The organism is Streptomyces sp. NPDC059477 (genome assembly GCF_042749375.1).
GTDB lineage: Bacteria > Actinomycetota > Actinomycetes > Streptomycetales > Streptomycetaceae > Streptomyces.
Map to the genome: position 1 here is coordinate 148,669 of NZ_JBHYUG010000008.1, position 16,022 is coordinate 164,690.

At 72.6% G+C, this 16,022-nt stretch carries 14 protein-coding genes and 2 pseudogenes; 9 read left to right on the forward strand and 7 right to left on the reverse strand.

The window, feature by feature from the left end:
* The first annotated feature begins 429 nt into the window (after window positions 1–429).
* The 4 genes and pseudogenes from ACFXAZ_RS06740 (at window position 430) to ACFXAZ_RS06755 (ending at window position 3,996) form a co-directional block, all read left to right on the forward strand.
* Window positions 430–2,085 (forward strand): PP2C family protein-serine/threonine phosphatase, encoded by a 1,656-nt coding sequence (locus ACFXAZ_RS06740; protein WP_384586015.1) that lies wholly within the window; start codon window positions 430–432, stop codon window positions 2,083–2,085.
* A 106-nt stretch (window positions 2,086–2,191) separates the two neighbouring features.
* Window positions 2,192–3,067: a PhzF family phenazine biosynthesis protein gene (locus tag ACFXAZ_RS06745; RefSeq protein WP_384586017.1), complete on the forward strand. Its 876-nt coding sequence runs from the start codon at window positions 2,192–2,194 to the stop codon at window positions 3,065–3,067.
* A 24-nt stretch (window positions 3,068–3,091) separates the two neighbouring features.
* Window positions 3,092–3,199: pseudogene (locus tag ACFXAZ_RS06750) on the forward strand (hypothetical protein); the annotation flags it as partial.
* Window positions 3,200–3,273: 74 nt separating this feature from the next.
* Complete coding sequence (locus tag ACFXAZ_RS06755; RefSeq protein WP_384586048.1) at window positions 3,274–3,996, forward strand: FAD-dependent monooxygenase; 723 nt, start codon at window positions 3,274–3,276, stop codon at window positions 3,994–3,996.
* A 47-nt stretch (window positions 3,997–4,043) separates the two neighbouring features.
* On the opposite strand, the gene ACFXAZ_RS06760 is transcribed toward ACFXAZ_RS06755, so the two are convergent.
* On the reverse strand, window positions 4,044–5,228 hold the full coding sequence (locus ACFXAZ_RS06760) for an acyl-CoA dehydrogenase family protein (RefSeq protein WP_384586018.1): 1,185 nt from the start codon (window positions 5,226–5,228) through the stop codon (window positions 4,044–4,046).
* A 64-nt stretch (window positions 5,229–5,292) separates the two neighbouring features.
* Here ACFXAZ_RS06760 and ACFXAZ_RS06765 point away from each other — a divergent pair, with 64 nt between their 5' ends.
* Window positions 5,293–5,529, forward strand: coding sequence for a hypothetical protein (locus ACFXAZ_RS06765; protein WP_384586020.1), 237 nt, complete (start codon window positions 5,293–5,295; stop codon window positions 5,527–5,529).
* Here ACFXAZ_RS06765 and ACFXAZ_RS06770 read toward each other — a convergent pair.
* The 3 genes from ACFXAZ_RS06770 to ACFXAZ_RS06780 all read right to left on the reverse strand — a co-directional run bounded on the left by ACFXAZ_RS06770 (window position 5,498) and on the right by ACFXAZ_RS06780 (window position 10,206).
* On the reverse strand, window positions 5,498–7,297 hold the full coding sequence (locus tag ACFXAZ_RS06770; protein WP_384586022.1) for an ABC transporter ATP-binding protein: 1,800 nt from the start codon (window positions 7,295–7,297) through the stop codon (window positions 5,498–5,500). The two genes, ACFXAZ_RS06765 and ACFXAZ_RS06770, sit on opposite strands and share 32 nt — an antisense overlap.
* Window positions 7,294–9,078 (reverse strand): ABC transporter ATP-binding protein, encoded by a 1,785-nt coding sequence (locus ACFXAZ_RS06775; protein WP_384586024.1) that lies wholly within the window; start codon window positions 9,076–9,078, stop codon window positions 7,294–7,296. Before ACFXAZ_RS06775 ends, ACFXAZ_RS06770 begins: the two co-directional genes overlap by 4 nt.
* 120 nt (window positions 9,079–9,198) lie before the next feature.
* Window positions 9,199–10,206, reverse strand: a complete 1,008-nt coding sequence (locus tag ACFXAZ_RS06780; RefSeq protein ID WP_384586026.1) for a helix-turn-helix transcriptional regulator — start codon at window positions 10,204–10,206, stop codon at window positions 9,199–9,201.
* A 122-nt stretch (window positions 10,207–10,328) separates the two neighbouring features.
* On the opposite strand from ACFXAZ_RS06780, the gene ACFXAZ_RS06785 reads away from it, so the two are divergent.
* Window positions 10,329–10,724 (forward strand): RidA family protein, encoded by a 396-nt coding sequence (locus ACFXAZ_RS06785; protein WP_384586044.1) that lies wholly within the window; start codon window positions 10,329–10,331, stop codon window positions 10,722–10,724.
* 35 nt (window positions 10,725–10,759) lie between these two features.
* Here the strand turns inward: ACFXAZ_RS06785 and ACFXAZ_RS06790 are convergent, their stop codons facing one another.
* Together ACFXAZ_RS06790 and ACFXAZ_RS06795 are read right to left on the reverse strand one after the other, a co-directional pair.
* Window positions 10,760–11,458 carry a hypothetical protein gene (locus ACFXAZ_RS06790; protein ID WP_384586028.1) on the reverse strand — a complete coding sequence of 233 codons (699 nt, stop codon included), beginning with the start codon at window positions 11,456–11,458 and terminating at the stop codon, window positions 10,760–10,762.
* A gap of 145 nt (window positions 11,459–11,603) precedes the next feature.
* Window positions 11,604–12,059 (reverse strand): class I SAM-dependent methyltransferase, encoded by a 456-nt coding sequence (locus ACFXAZ_RS06795; protein ID WP_384586030.1) that lies wholly within the window; start codon window positions 12,057–12,059, stop codon window positions 11,604–11,606.
* Between ACFXAZ_RS06795 and ACFXAZ_RS06800 the strand changes: the two are divergent.
* Together ACFXAZ_RS06800 and ACFXAZ_RS06805 are read left to right on the forward strand one after the other, a co-directional pair.
* Window positions 11,964–12,281, forward strand: a pseudogene (locus tag ACFXAZ_RS06800) (LysR substrate-binding domain-containing protein); the annotation flags it as partial. The gene ACFXAZ_RS06795 and the pseudogene ACFXAZ_RS06800 overlap by 96 nt on opposite strands.
* A gap of 30 nt (window positions 12,282–12,311) precedes the next feature.
* On the forward strand, window positions 12,312–12,770 hold the full coding sequence (locus tag ACFXAZ_RS06805; protein WP_384586046.1) for an NUDIX domain-containing protein: 459 nt from the start codon (window positions 12,312–12,314) through the stop codon (window positions 12,768–12,770).
* Window positions 12,771–12,813: 43 nt separating this feature from the next.
* Here the strand turns inward: ACFXAZ_RS06805 and ACFXAZ_RS06810 are convergent, their stop codons facing one another.
* Complete coding sequence (locus ACFXAZ_RS06810; protein WP_384586032.1) at window positions 12,814–14,055, reverse strand: MFS transporter; 1,242 nt, start codon at window positions 14,053–14,055, stop codon at window positions 12,814–12,816.
* A 221-nt stretch (window positions 14,056–14,276) separates the two neighbouring features.
* Between ACFXAZ_RS06810 and ACFXAZ_RS06815 the strand changes: the two genes are divergently transcribed.
* A partial coding sequence (locus ACFXAZ_RS06815; RefSeq protein ID WP_384586034.1) for a BTAD domain-containing putative transcriptional regulator occupies window positions 14,277–16,022 on the forward strand: 1,746 nt, incomplete at its 3' end.

Below are 16,022 nucleotides of genomic sequence, written 5' to 3' on the forward strand. Positions count from 1 at the left end.
ATCGTCGACTGGGTGACGGCCACCCACCCCGTGGCCCACAACCACCGCCCCAGGCGGCGGATGTACCCCCCGGGCACCGGCCCCCGCGTCACCGCCCCCCCGCCCCACCGCCCCCCGGAGACCCTCACCCCCCCCGCGGGCCCCCCACCCCCATCGACCCCCCCGCGACGGCAACCGCACGGCGGGTACGGGTCACAGGCCCGGCCTCGCGCAGCAGAACCCGCAGGACAGCGCCCTGGTCCCTCGCGATCCGCAGCAGTCCCTGCCCACCGCCGCCCACCGCAGGGACGGTGGCCGCGTCACCCGGGCGAGCTCGTCGATCCCGTCGCCGAGCGCCCGATGTCCCCAGCCTGGCCCTCGCCCGCCCACTGCCGGCGGTCCCGGCGTGGTGCCGCAGGCCGGGGATTCGGTCGTGGGTAGCGTCGCCGTGTGCTGTCGTTGCGTCGTCTGACCGGATCGAGGTCGCTGCTCGCCGCCCTGGTGGGTGTGGCGGCGGTGCTGGCCGTCGGTGTCGCGCTGGTGGGGCTGGCGCTGAACGCACACCACGAGCAGGCCGCGCACCGGATCGAGACCCGCTGGGCTCCGGCCGTCGCGGAACTCGTCGCGGTTCAGGCGGCGGCGGGCGACCTGCGGGCCGCCGCATTGGCCGGAGCAGGGGGCGAGGAGATGCGCCCGGAAGCCCGCACGTCCCTGCTACGGCATCTGAAGGAGCTGACCCACCTGGTCGCCGGCGCGGACACCGAGGTGAACACGAAGGCCGGGAACCTCGATCGCAGTGTCGCCCGGTGGCTGGCGAACGACCGCCCCGGCGCGGAGGCGGACCTCGTACGGGTCTACGCGCAGCCCGCGTCCGCCGCCGGCGCGCATCCCGCCGAGGGCACCTACGCCGCGGTCGACGCCCGGGCGGCAGCGCTCGCGGCACTCCTGGACCAGCACAGGGACCTGGACGTACGAGCCACGGCCTGGCAGATGGACGGGGTGATGTACTACATCCTGGGCCTGTCCGCCGCGCTGCTGACCGCGGCCGTGGCAGCGGCGGCGTTGCTGGAACGCCGCTATCTCGCCCCCGCGGGCGCGCTCGCCCGGGAGCTGCGGCGCGCGGCCCGGGGTGACACGTCCGCCGGGACGCCGCCCAGGAGGAGCCGGGGGTGGAGCGGCCGGCTGTCGCGGGAGGCCGAAGCCGTACGCGAGCGTCTGGCCCACTCCCAACGCCAGTCACGCAGGGACCAGGAGGCCCTCGTCCAGGTCGGGCCCGCGGTCAGGGGCCTGCGCGAGATCCTGGCCGACCTGGAGGAGCCGGGACCCGGGGTCGTGGTGGCCGGGGACGTGCGCGCGGCCGAGGGCCTGATCGCGGGCGACTACCTCGCCACGGTGCCGCTCGCCGACGGGACCACCGCCGTCCTCCTCGGCGACGTCTGCGGGCACGGGGTCGCCGCCGGACTGCTGGCGGTACGCCTGAAGAGCGTCGTGATGGTGAGCCTGCGGCTCGGTGCCGGTCTGGAGGCATCGGTGCGTGCCGCGCACCACGCCCTGGCCGGTGAGGAAGAACGCTTCACCACCCTGGCCATCGCCGTCCTGGACCCCGAGCGCGCCACCGTCCACTGGGTGAACGCCGGTCATGAGGAGCCCTTCCTGCGGCGGGCCGACGGCACGGTCGAGCGCCTGGGGACCACCGGCCCCATCGTCCACCCGTTCCTGGCGGCCCCGCCCGTCACCTGGCAGACCCGCACCACCCGCCTGGGACCCGGTGATCTGCTGGTGCTGTCCACCGACGGCCTCACCGAGGGCCGCAACAGCAGCGGCGAGGAGTTCGGCGGCGACCGGGTGGCCCGCGTCCTCGCCGACCTGAGCGAGCCCGCCCCCCAGGCCGCCGTCACCGCCCTGTACGCAGCCGCCGAACACTTCCACCTCGGCTGGGCCCGGGACGACGTCAGCCTCCTCGCGGCGGCCCCCGCCCCGGCGAAGCCTGCCCCGCCCCCGCCCCCGCCCGCGGAATCCGCCGCCACGGAGCCCCCTGCCGGACCGTCCCCGGCAACTCCACACTCCGGCACCGAGCATGAACGGACCACATCGCAGGAAGGATGAGGCCGCCTCGGCAGGCGGTACGCGAGCAGGACCGCGCGGGGCGACCGAGGCAGGGACCCGCCCGCACCCGGGAATGACCACGGCCGCACCCCGCGTTGCCACCGGCATGACCACGAACGCGCCCGGACCCGAGGTACTGCGCTACACCGCCTTCTCCAGCGACCCCGAGGGCGGCAATCCGGCAGGTGTCGTCCTGGACGCCACCGCCCTCAGCGACAGCGACATGCTGGCCATCGCCGCCGATCTCGGATACTCGGAGTCCGCGTTCCTGACCACGCCCCCGGAGGGAATCGGCGGCCAGGAAGGACGGGCGTACACCATCCGCTACTTCAGCCCCAGGGCCGAGGTGCCGTTCTGCGGGCACGCCACCATCGCGACCGCCGTCGCGCTCGCCGAGCGGACGGGCCCCGGGAAGCTGCTGTTCGCGACGCGCGCAGGCACCGTGCCCGTGGAGGTGACCGGGGAGGGCGGGACGGTCCGGGCCACACTCACCAGCGTCGAGCCGCACATCGAGGAGATCGCCGCGGCCGACCTCGCGGAGGCGCTCGCCGCGCTCGGCTGGCCGTCCGCCGATCTCGACCCGGCCTTCCCGCCCCGGATCGCCTTCGCCGGGGCCCGCCATCTCGTGCTCGCGGCGGCGACACGCGGTCGCCTCGCGGATCTCGCGTACGACTTCACGCGCCTCGAAACCCTGATGCACCGCCTGGACCTGACCACCGTCCAGTTGGTGTGGCGGGAGTCGGCCACCGTCTTCCATGTCCGTGACCCCTTCCCCGTCGGCGGTGTCGTGGAGGACCCGGCGACCGGCGCTGCCGCCGCCGCCTTCGGCGCGTACGCACGCGAGCTGGGGCTGGTCCCCGAGGACGCCGTCCTCACCCTGCACCAGGGCGAGGACATGGGCCGCCCCGGCGAGCTGACGGTGACACTGCGGGCGGGCGACCCGCGCGTTCAGGTCAGCGGCGCGGGAGCCCGTATCTCCTGAGGCGCCGGCCCGCCGGGGACGGGCGTGCGGGGTGGTTCCTATGGTGTCGGCGATCCAGTCATCGGGGCGGGCACAGGCGGACTCGGCGCCGCCGCCTGCCTCGCGCAGCGTGGCGTCGAGGTCGACGTCGTGGAGATCCGGGAGAACTCCGAGGTCTTCGGCGTCGGCATCAACCAGCCGGCTGCCCGTCGGTCCTGGGCGGTGATGTGCCCGCGAACAACGCGCTCGCCCGGCGCGACCTCCACGACATCCTCACCGGCGCGGCCCGGCGCGCCGGCGCCAAGGTCTCCTACGGCGTGTCCCTGCGGGACCTTGAGGACACGGGTGACGAGGCCCATGTCACCCTGACCGACAGCACGACCGGGACCTACGATCTGGTGGTCGGGTTCGACGGACTGCGCTCCCCACTGCGGCGACGCCTCTTCGGCACCGAGTTCGAGCACGCCTTCACCGGATACGCGGTGTGGCGGCTGACGATGCCCCGGCCGACGGAGGTCACCAACACCCTGCTCTTCCAGGGCGACGGCACCAAGGCGGGCGTCATCCGGTTGAGCGACCACCACAGCATGTACTTGCTCCACGTCGCCCCCGAGCCCGGCAATCCCCACATCGCCCCCGACCGCATGGCCGACCTGCTCACCGAGCGGCTCGCCGGGTACGGCGGGCTGACCGGAGAGCTGCGCGACAGCATCACCAGCCCTGACGGCATCGTCCACAGCCCGCTCAGCGAGGTCTTCCTGCCGTCACCCTGGTTCAGGAACCGCACCATCGTTCTCGGTGACGCCGCGTACGCGCCCCCCACCACACCCAGGGTGCCGGCATGGCCCGTGAGGACGCCGTGGCCCTGGGCGAGGAACTCGCCGTGCCGGTCAGCTCAACCAGGTGGAGCGCGTCCTCAACCAGCCCTTCTGAACAGCCAGACGCCCTGAAGCGCTCCTGGTCACCCCGAGGCACTCCCGGTCGCCCTGAAGTGTTCCTAGAGGAAGGGCGTCCCCGCGTCGAGCCCCGACAGCACCCTGCCGTACAGCTCCAGGTTGGCGGCGGGGTTGACGAACGAGTGCAGGCTCAGGGCGTTCAGGTCCCGCACGATCCGCTGGACCGGCGCCTCCCGGTGCAGGGACGAGGCACCCGAAGCGGACCCGATCAGATCGGCGGCCTCCTTGCACAGCCGCGTCAGATACCCGCACTGCGCCCTGACCCGGACCCGCTCCCGCGTCGTGTACGGTTCTCCCCCGGCCGCCCTGGACTCGATCAGCGCCACGAGGTCGGCGGTGATCAGTTCGGCGGCGGAGACCTTCATCGCGGCCTCGGCGAACTGGAGATGCGTCACCGGGGCCTCGTGCTGACGCTCGTAGAAGGTGTACGTGATGCCCCGCTGATGGATGCGCTCCTCGAACTCCGTCAGAGCCGCCCGCGCCAGACCGAGGGCGCCCGCCGCCGCCCAGGCACAGAACATCAGCAGCACGGGCATCCGGTAGAACGGGTCGTCGCTGTTGCGCCGCGACGGGAACGTGCCCGCCAGCAACGGCCCCACCGGCAGGACCCGATGGGCGGGCACATGGACGTCCCGGGCCACGACGGTGTTGCTGCCGCTCCCGGCCAGTCCCGAGACGTCCCAGTCGTCCAGCACCGTCAGCTCGGTCATGGGGATCGCCAGCCACAGCGCCTCCGGCGGGCCCTCCCCGGTGTCGGCCAGCGCGGTCAGCAGATGCCAGTCGGCGTCCTGACAGCCCGTCGCGAAGGGTGAGTTTCCGCTCACCACATAGCCGCCGTCCGCCACAACCGCCTTCGCACTCGGGATGAGGGTGCCACCCACCCGTACATCCGGACTGGTGAAGATCTCGTCCTGGGCTTCGTCGGGGAACAGGGCCGCGATGAACGCACACCCGGCCTGGATCAGTGCCATGAACCCGGCCGACCCGCACGCGGCGGAGACCTCGCTCAGCGCGCCGACCTGAGTCCGCAGCGAGGACTGGTAACCCCCGTAGCGGCGCGGGACGTTCATCCGGTGGATCCCGGCGCCCGAGAGAGCCTCGACGACCTCGCCCGTCACCCGCCGCTGTCGCTCCGTGCGCGCGGCGTGCGAGCGGATGAGCGGCTGGAGCCCGCGCGCGCGTTCGACGAGGTCGGTGTCCGAACGAGGTACTGACGAACCGGTCAAGGGGCGACCTCCGGTCTCGGATCACAAGAGGCCTTCACCGTCGCGCCGATCAGGGTGACTGTCAATGCCACGTCAGGGCGTGGCGGTTGATCCGCCCGGTGCCCTCGACCGTTCGGCCCGCCCCCGGCGGGACGTCACCAGGAGCGAGCCGAACCCCGAGCCCATCGGCGGCACTGCCTACCTGTCGCTCGGCGACCGCCGGTCACCCGTTGCCGTACGGCGCCGCGCCGGACTCGTCGTACGCACGGCCGACCCGGACGACCGGCGGGTCAGCGGTGATCTGTCCGGTGCGGGCCGGTGAACCGGCCCTGGCGCGCGAGCAGGGTGGCGGGCGGCCCGTCCGCCACGAGGCGTCCGTCGTCCACCACCAGTACCCGGTCCGCGAGTTGGACCGTCGACGGGCGGTGGGCGATGACCAGGGCCGTGCGGTCGCGGAGCATGGTGCGCATCGCGTGGTGCACGGTCCGTTCGGTGGGGATGTCGAGGGAGGAGGTCGCCTCGTCGAGGATCACGATGGCGGGTTCGGCGAGCAGGGCACGGGTCAGGGCGATGAGCTGCCGCTGGCCCGCTGAGAGCCGGGTGCCGCGGGCGCGGACGTCGGTGTCGTAGCCGTCCGGCAGCGCGGCGATGACGTCGTGCGCCCCGATGTCCCGCGCCGCGCGGGTGATCGCCCCGGCATCGGCCCCGGGCCGTCCGATGGCGATGTTCTCGGCCACCGAGCCGGAGAAGAGGAACGCGTCCTGCGGCACCATGGTCACCGTTCGGCGCAGCTCATGGGCCGACAGTTGCCGCAGGTCCGCCCCGTCGATGAGGACGCGGCCGGTCACGGGGTCGTGGAAGCGGGCCAGCAGCTTGGCCAGGGTGGACTTGCCGGCACCGGTCGGGCCGACCACGGCGACGGTCTGACCGGCGGGGATGCGGAAGTCGACGCCGGACAGTGCCTCCCTGCCGCCGGGGTAGGCGAAGCTCACGTTCTCGAAGGTCACCGAGCGCCCCCGGCTGCGTGCCGCGATCGGCGGCAGGGGTCTCGGGGCGGGTGGGTCGGGGACGGTGGGCTCCTGGGCGAGCAGGGCGGCGAGCTTCTCCAGGGACGCGGTCGCCGACTGGTGGGCGTCGGCGACCCCGCCGAGCCTGAGGGGGTTGTCGTAGAGCTGCCGCAGGTAGAGGACGGCGGCGGCGAAGACACCCAGCTCCAGTCCGCCGGAGACGACCCGGGAGGCGCCCCACATCACCAGCAGGGCCACGCCGACGTTGGCGACCAGCCGTGAGGAGGTGACGTACCGGGCCATCTCCAGGCCGGCGTCGCCGTTCGTCCGCTCGTGCTCCCCGTTGAGGACGGCGAACGCGGCCGAGTTGGAGGCCTCCCGCCGGAACGCCTGGACCGTACGGATGCCGCCCAGGGTTTCGGCGAGTCTCGCGACGACGGCGGCGATCGCGCTCGATCTCCTGCGGTAGATACGCGTCGAGCGGCGCCGGAAGGACCGCATGGTCCAGGCGAGCGGTCCCATGACCAGCACCGCCGCGGCACCCAGGGGCCGGTCGAGGTACAGCAGCGCGGTGGTGATGCCGACGGTGGACACGGCGGCCGTGACGATCGCCGCCAGCCCTTCGTCGAGCAGCGCGCGCAACGCCTCGACGTCCGTGGTGAGCCGGGAGGTGAGGCGGCCGGAGGTATAGCGCTCGTGGAAGTCCAGGCCCAGCTCCTGGGCGTGCCCGAACACGCGGACCCGCAGGTCGAGCAGCACGTCCTGGCCGATCCGGGCGGACACCGCGACGAAGCCGTACTGGAGGGCACCGGAGGCCGTCGCACAGAGCAGGTGGCCGATCGCGACGGTGGTCATCGGCCCGCGGTCGCCCACGCGCCAGGCCGGCACCGCTCGATCGAGCGTGTACGCCACCAGCAGCGGACCCGTCAGCGCCGCGCCCCGCTGGAGCAGTATCAGCGCCCCGGCCAGCCAGAGGCGGCGCGCGTGCGGGCGCAGCAGGGACACCAGCAGGGAGCGGGCCGCTCCCTCGGGTACGTCCTTCCCCCGCGGGTCGCGGTGCCGCCCGGTGCCCGATCGGATCACCGCGCGCCACCCCCGTAGCCCGCGAACGTGCCCATCAGCGAGGTGTATTCGGCGCAGGTGCGCAGGAGGTCGTCATGGGTGCCGACGGCGGTGATCCGGCCGCCGGACAGCAGCGCGACCCGGTCGGCGAGCAGCACGGTGGACGGCCGGTGTGCGACGACCAGGGCCGTCGTGGTGGCCAGGACCCGCCGCAGCGCCGCCTCGACGAGCGACTCGGTGTGGATGTCCAGCGCGGAGAGCGGGTCATCGAGGACCAGCAGTCGGGGCCGGCCGACGACTGCCCGGGCCAGCGCCAGCCGCTGACGCTGGCCCCCGGACAGACTCATGCCCCGCTCACCGACCTGGGTGAGCACACCGTCCGGGAGGGTCCCGACGAACCCGTCGGCCCGGGCGATACGCAGGGCCCTGGCGAGATCCGCCTCGTCGGCGTCCTCGGCTCCCAGGAGTACGTTCTCGGCGACCGTCGTGGAGAACAGCGGGGGCTCCTCGAAGGCGACGGAGACCTGACGGCGTAGCCCGGCGCGTGTCAGTGCCGTCACGTCCGTCCCGTCGAGGAGGATCCGGCCGCCGGTCGGCTCGTGCAGGCGGGGCACCAGGGCGACCAGAGTGCTCTTGCCGGTGCCGATGGTGCCCACCAGGGCCACGGTCTCGCCGGGCGCGATCCGCAGGCTGACGCCTTGGAGGAGGGGCGGCTCATCGGGCGACGCGTCCGGGTAGCGGAACTCCACGTCCTCGAAGACCAGGTCGGCTGCGGCTGCCTCGGGCCTGTCTTCTGTTTCCGCCGTCGGCCCGGCTCGCCGGGTGAGGCGCGCCCGCGCGTGGTCGGCCGGGGCGGGCTCGTCCATCACCTCGAAGTAGCGGTCGGCCGCGGCGGCGGCGTCGCTGCTCATCGCGAGCAGTGATCCCGTCGACGCGACCACGGGGCGCAGTTCCATCGCGACGGCGAGAAAGGCCAGGAGGGTCCCGGCCGACAGCACGCCGTCAGCCACCTCCACCGCGCCCAGCACCAGTACGGCCCCCAGCGACGCGTCCGGCAGTACCGCGAGCAGCGTGGACAGGGCTGCCAGCAGGCGAGCCTTGGCCAGTTCCGTACCGTGGATCCGCAGCGCCCGCTGCCGGAACGCCCGGGTCAGCCGGTGGTGATGGCCGAAGCTCTTGACGACCCGGAAGCCCAGCACCGACTCCTCCACCATCGTGGTCAGATCGCCGGCCTGTTCCCTCGCCCGCCGCGCCGCGAGCCCGTACCGCGTCTCAAGGAAGGAACACAGCGCCAGCAGGGGCAGCACGGGGGCCAGCAGTATCAGGCCGAGCACCCACTGCTGGGTCAGCAGGAGCACACAGCCGACCAGCAGCGTCACGGCGTTGACCACCAGGAACGGCAGGGCCAGCGCCAGAAAGCCCTGTAACGACCCGAGGTCCGAGGTGCCTCGCGACACGAGCTGGCCCGACGACCAGCGGTCGTGGAACGAGACGGGCAGACGCTGGAGGTGGTCGTGGAGCCGACCGCGCATCGACGCCTCGACCGCCGCCAGCGGGCGGGCCATCAACCGGCGCCGCACCCCGAAGACACCGGCCTCGACGACCCCCAGGAGCAGCAGGAGTCCGCCGGCCAGCCACACCCCCGCCGCGTGTCCGTCGCTGACCGGACCGTCCACCAGCCACTTCAGCACCAACGGCACCACCAGCGCCAGGCACGAAGCGATGACCGCCAGCAGCACCGCCAGGAACAACCGGCCCCGCACCGGCCTCACCTGCGGCCACAGCCGTAACAGCGAACGCACCGGAGAGCGCCGTGAACCGTGAGAGAACAACTCCACCACCCATGCAAGCGTCGGCGGAGGACACTAGCGACGCCCGGTCCGGCGGTCACCCGATTTTCCGCGCCGCCGACGGACTCGCCCTCACTCGACGGACTCCGGGGGCGTTCCGCGTGCCTGCGATGAGTCCGCGTAGTGGGTGGCCAGCGCGGTGGCGCGGTGGTGCAGGGCGGTGCGCAACGACTGCGGGGCGAGGGCCTCGGCGTCCGTGCCCAGCTGCCACAGCGCCCATTCCGCGTGTCTCGGATCCTGGAAGGTCACCTCCAGCCGCAGTCGGCCGTCGGTGTCGGGATCCTCCGCGCGGACGGCCAGTACGGTGTCCAGCAGTTCCTCCCGCCGCGCCGGGTCCACCCGTACCAGCACGGTGAGGTGGTCGCCGCCGGAGAGGAACCGCGCGGAGCGTTCACGCCAGATCCGGTCCAGATCAACGCGGTTCGGCCGCTGCGCCGGGTCGGGGAGTGCCTCGGCCGTCAGGATCCGGGACAGCCGGTAGGTGCGGTCCGCGCCCGATCGTGTGGCCAGCAAGTACCCCTGCTCACGTACGGTGACCAGGCCGATCGGATCCACCGTGCGCCACTTCGGGCCCTGCCCGGCCGCCGTGTAGTGGATACGCAGCTTGTGTCCCGCGAGCACCGCGCGCCGGACCTCGATCATGGTGGTGTCGGGTACCCGCTCGGTGACGAGCCGACGGGAGAGCAGGTCGGTCTCCGGGTCGACGAGGAAGCGCTGGGCCGCGTCGCTCGCGGTGGCCCGGTGGCTCTCGGGCAGCGCGTCGACCACCTTGCGCATACCCGAAGCGAGCGCCGAGCCGAGCCCGAACATCTTCTCGCCGCGCGCCGATCCGGCGGTCAGCAGGGCGAGGGCCTCGTCGTGGTTCAGTCCGGTCAGCTCGGTCCGGAAACCGGGCAGCAACGCGAAACCGCCGTGCCGGCCGCGCTCGGCGTACACCGGGACACCGGCCGCGGACAGCGCCTCGATGTCGCGCAGCACGGTGCGGGTGGACACCTCCAGCTCACGGGCGAGCGTGTCCGCGGTCATCCGACCGCGCTGGCGCAGCAGAAGCACCAGTGAAACCAGCCGGTCGGCACGCATGCCGGAACGCTACCGGAATACGTGACCGACGGTGTCGTGATTTGTTGGGAGGCTCACGGACACGACGTCGGCGCAGGACCGATGGACGTACTTCCAGTGAATCGAACGGAGCTGATGTGGCAGTGGAGCGAACGGCGGTCAACCCGGTGACGTGGTCGGCGGACCTGGGATTCAACCAGGGTGAGATCGTCTCCGGGCACACCCGGACCCTGTACATCTCGGGGCAGACGGCGATGGGCGGCGACGGCAGGCCCCGGCACGACGGCGACATGGCGGCGCAGTTGACACTCAGCATCGACAACCTGGAAGCCGTGCTCGGCGAGGCCGGCATGTCTCTCGCGAACCTTGTCCGGCTCAACGTCTACACGACGGACGTCGATGTGCTGTTCCAGCACTACGGGGTGCTGGCCGCGCGATTGGGCGCCGCCGGGGTGGCGCCGACCACCACGATGCTGGGGGTGACCCGATTGGCGATCCCGGGGCAGCTGGTCGAGCTTGAGGGGACCGCGGTGGCGTGAGGTGACCTCGCTGCCTCTGCTTCTGGAGCAGTGACTCAACGCTCCCGCCCGGCAGTTGGAATCGCGCCGGTCTCGGGCGATCCAAAGGGCTCGATGGTGGTCTCGGTGCCGTTCACCGATGCCTCCAAGCAGAGTCCGCTGCCCATGAACCGCAGGTCGAGGATGAACTGTGAGCCTGTCCCGGACTCCTTGAGACCGTGGATGCGCTGGTCGATGTAGCCGAGTTGGTTCAGGATCTCTCGCACCTCGGCCGGGGCCGGCTCCTTCACCTCGCCGAGTGCCTGGGTGATGCGTTCGGCGTGGAGGCGGCCCACGCACTTCTCGACCGCACTCAGTTCCGTATCGTGCGGAGCGGCGGACTCGCCGGGTGCCGGGCCGGCTCCGGCCGGTGGAGCCGTGTCGATCGGCAGAGCCTCCACGGGGGCGGTCGGCGGCCTCTCCGCCTCTTCGTCGGCGCTCGCCTCATGTTCTGGGGGAGTGTCCGGGAAGCAGGGCCGTGCGACCGTGTCCAGCATCCGGACGAAGGCCACCTCCTGATCGGGGCTCGGTGGCACGGAGACGGGCCGCGCGTCGGCGGCGTCGGCAGGCCTGTCCCGCGACGCTCCGGCATTCGTCCTCTCCGTGCCACAGGCGGTGAGCGCCAGGGCGGCGACCGCCAGGAGCGCGGGAGTGAGCCATAGGCGGCGACGCTGGGCGGGAGTCACGGTGCTCGGCGGGTGAAGGGTTCGAGTCATGTGCACAGTTTTCGGTCGTGTTGCCCGATGCACATGAGTACTGATACTCAAATGGCCTTCGGAGTAAAGGGAGTTGGTGGCGCAGCCGGAGCGTCCCTGTCGATCACTGGCACCCCCGCTCGCTCGGCATCGCTTCCGCGGGCGGTCACATGCACCGCAAGGGCCGCCGGGTGTCCAGATACCCGGCCGCGTTGCGGAGCGCCTGCTGTTTCCACAGGTCCGGAAGCTGGTGCAGGGCCGACTTCGTGGTCACCACATCGGCGAGCGGCCCGATGTGGGCGTAGTCCAGGAAGCCGCCCCGGTGCCAGTGCGGCGCGACGCCGAACCGCTCGGCCCGGGCCTGGGCGAAGGCGAGCATCTCCTCGGACACATCCACGCCGTGGGCGACGGCACCGCGTCGCGCGGCCTGGACAGCCAGTGAGCCGGTGCCGCACGCCAGATCGATCAGACGGCTGCCCTCGGCAACCCCCTCGTCTTCGTCCAGGCCACCACCGCCCCGACCCCGGTGCGATTCCCCGCATCTGACGAGCCGTTCGTCCTGCCCCGGCAAGGGCTCGTCCGCGCCGCCGCCGACCATTGGTTCCGAAGCCTGGGCATCCATCCGCACATCGCCATCGAGGCCGACGGACACGAAGCCCTCCTCACCCTGGTCGCCCTCGGCTACGGCACCGGCATCATCCCCGACCTCGTACTGCGCCACAGCGGCATCCGCACGGGACTTCGCCGGCTGCCCACCCCCTCCGCCCCCGGCCGGCTGACCATCGGCGTCTGCATCCGACGGGCAGACCTGCACCGCCCGCTCATCGCCGCGGCCTGGGCGGTGACCCAGGCCGCGATGACGGACAATGCCGGGATGACCCGACCCAGAATCCGCGTCGCCGCATACGTGATCCGAGACCGCACCGTCCCCGAGGTTCTGGTGTTCGATCACATCGGCCTGCCGGAGGCCGGCACCCAAGTCCCGGCGGGAGGAGTCACATCGGGCGAGGAACTGGAAGAAGCGGTACTCCGAGAGGTCGCCGAGGAGACCGGTCTGCGTACGGTCACGGTGGTCCGCCAGATCGCCGTGGAGGACAAGCCCCATCCCGACACGGGTCACCCACGGCGAACCAGCTTCTTCCACCTCCAGGCACCAGCAAACACCTCCGACGCGTGGGACCATCAGGTCCATGGCGACGGAGACGACGCCGGCCTCACCTTCGCCTGCCGGTTCGTCCTCCTTCCCCTGAAGCAACCACTGGCCGACGACCAGGACACATGGCTCGGCCACATCGATCCGCGCTGGACCACCGCCGACAGCGGCAGTCGGTAGTCAGCGACCGGGCTGATCCGGGGAACCGGAGCCGTCGCCTGTCCTACGCGCCGCCGGGCCGCTTCGCCGGGAAGCCGTGACCGTCGGCGCGGACGACGACCGCGAGCACGGGCAGCAGGAGCAGCAGCATGGCCCAGGGGAAGGTGTCGCTGCCGCGCACGTCGAGCAGGACGCCGCCGATGACGCCCCCGCCCGCCATGGCGACGTTCCACAACGTCACCAGCATCGCCTGTGCCGCGTCGGCCGAGTCGCCACCGGCGTCACCCGCCGCCGTCTGGAGCAGCGTGGGCACACCGCCCCACCCAAGACCCCACAGCAGCGCGGCCCCGTACACCAGGGCGGTGGTGTCCGAGAGCACGGCGAGCAACGCCGCGGACACGGCGACCAGCAGGGTGGCGGCGATGGTCAGCGCGCGCAGCCGGCGGTGGATCTGCGCGCCCACGATCCAGATGCTCAGCAGTGAGGCGGCACCGAACACGAGCAGCACCGCGGCCGTGTCGCCGCCCAGGCCCAGGTCCTCCAGGAACGTGGCGACATAGGCGTACAGGATGGTGTGGGCCAGTACGAAGACCAGCGTGACGAAGAGGACCGGCGCCACCCCCGGTACGCGCAGCGCGCCGAGCATCCTTGGGCGCTCACCGGCCTTCTGCCCGGGGTGATCCGGTACGGCGGCGAGGATCCACACCAGCAGGAGCGCCGTGAGCGCGGTCATCGCCAGGAACGCCGTGCGCCAGCCGAGCGTCTCACCGAGGAAGGTGCCGGCCGGCACACCGAGCGAGAGCGCCACGGGGATGCCCGCCATGGCGACCGCGATGGCCTTGCCCTGGAGCGGCACGGGCGCCAACCGGCGCGCGTACCCGGCGAGCAGGGCCCAGGCCACACCGGCGGCGACACCCGCGACGAACCGGGCCGCCAGCGTCAGACCGTAGACCGACGACAGGGCCGTCACGGTGTTGGCCACGGCGAAGGTCGCCATCGCGGTCAGCAGCAGTGCCTTGCGCCGCCACGCCGCGGTGGCCGCGGTCAGCGGGATCGCGGTCAACGCCGTACCGATCGCGTAGATCGTCACCGTCTGGCCGGTCGCGGACTCGCTCACCCGGAGGTCGTCGCTCATCGCGGGGAGCAGCCCCGCCGGGAGGGTCTCGGTGAGGCTGGTGATGAAGACAGCGGTGGCGAGGGCCAGCAAGGGGAAGAGCGGAAGCCTTTCCACGCCGCACACCCGCGCGCCAGGGACAGCGCGGGCGTCCTCGCCGGAGCCGGCCGGTGATGTGGACGAAGTGCTCATGCGGAGATCTCCGGTTTCGTGTGCGGGCGGGGCGTTCCGGGGGTGCCTGCTCGGGTGTCCCGGGTACGGGTGCATCGCGACGCCCCTCCCCATGGCCCCGCCGGGCGAGCGAGATCGTCACCCGGCGGCAACGACTGTGCGGGACCGCGCTTCGGACCTGCTTCGGACGCGCTTCGGAAACACTTCGGGCCCGCTGACATCGGACATGTACGGTTGCCCACATGCGGTTTGGGGTGCTCGGGCCACTCGCGGTGTGGGACGACGACGGAATGCCGGTCACGGTCCCGGAGCTGAAGGTCAGGGCACTCCTCGCGGATCTGCTGGCGCACGAGCAGAGGCCGGTCTCCGCCGACCGCCTCATCCACGACCTATGGGGCGACGCCCCGCCGGGCAGACCGCCGGGCGCCCTCCAGGCCAAGGTCTCCCAGCTCCGCCGGATCCTCGGCCGCCACCGTGTCGAACGGCAGCCCCCCGGCTACCGCCTCCGCCTCGACCCCACGACCGACGAGGTCGACGCCGACCGCTTCCACGCACTGGTGGCCCAGGCCCGTCCCGTCCGGGACCAGCACGTCCGGGCCGCCCTGCTCACCGAGGCCCTCGACCTGTGGCGAGGGCCCGCGTACGCCGACTTCGCCGACGAGGAGTTCGTACGGGGCACCGCCCGCCGTCTCGCCGAACAGCGACTGTCCGTGCTGGAGGAACAGGCCGAGGCCCGCCTGGAGACCGACGACCGGGCGCTGCTCGCCGGTGAACTGTCCGAACTGGTGGCCCGGCACCCACTGAGGGAACGCCTGCGCGCCCTCCAGATACGGGCCCTGTACCTGACCGGTCGCCAGAGCGAGGCCCTCGACGCCTACGAGACACTCCGCTCCCACCTCGCCGAACACCTCGGCGTCGACCCCAGCCCCGCGCTCAGCGCACTGCACCGGGCGGTACTGCGGCAGGACCCGGCGCTGGAACACCCCCTCACCGACACCGCGTCCGGCGCCGCCACGACCGCGCCGACACGGGGGAGAGACAGCCGGGCCCCGGGTACGGCGGCAACCAGGCCAACGATCCCCATGACACCCGCGCCGCCCACGACCCCCACGACAACGCCGAAGGCACCACACCCCGACACCGCCCCGCAAGTCACCCTCACCGCCTACGCCACCCCCTTCGCCGCCAACCCCTTCTCCGATACACCCCCCATCAGAACCCCCCACTCGAACCTCCCCACCGCCCTGACTCCGCTCATCGGCCGCGCCGAAGCCCTCACCCGCCTCACCCGACTCCTCACCACCGCCCGTCTGGTGACCCTCACCGGCCCCGGCGGCGTCGGCAAGACCCGGCTCGCGGGAGCGGCGGCCGGGACCGTACGGGCGGACGACCTTCCCGACGGGGTCTGGCTCGCGGAGTTCTCCGGCGTCCGGGACGCCACCACCGACGATCTCGCCCAGATCGTGGCCGCCGCGCTCGGCGTCCGCGACGACAGCCCGTCCGCACTCCCGGGCGCCGGAGCGGGAGCCCACGCTCCCTCCCCGGCGCATCGCCTCGCCGCCGTGGTGCGCGACCGCCGTACCCTGCTGGTCCTGGACAACTGCGAACACGTGGTCGACGCGACCGCCGCACTCACGGAACTGCTGCTGCGCACCGCCCCCGGACTGAGGGTCCTGGTCACCAGCCAGGAACCGCTCCGCCTGGCGGGCGAGGCCGTGTTCCTCGTCGAACCACTCGCCACCGACGACGCCGTCCGGCTGTTCACCGCGCGGGCCGCCGCCTCCGCACCCGGCTTCCCGTCTGACCCGGACGCCGTGGACCCGGCGGCCCGGGCCGCCGTCGCCGAGATCTGCCGCCGCCTCGACGGCATCCCGCTCGCCCTGGAGCTGGCCGCCACCCGCGTACGTACCCTCGGAGTAAGCGAGCTGGCGGCCCGGCGCGGTGAACGTTTCCGGGTGCTGACCGTGGGGCAGCGTGGCGCGCCCCCC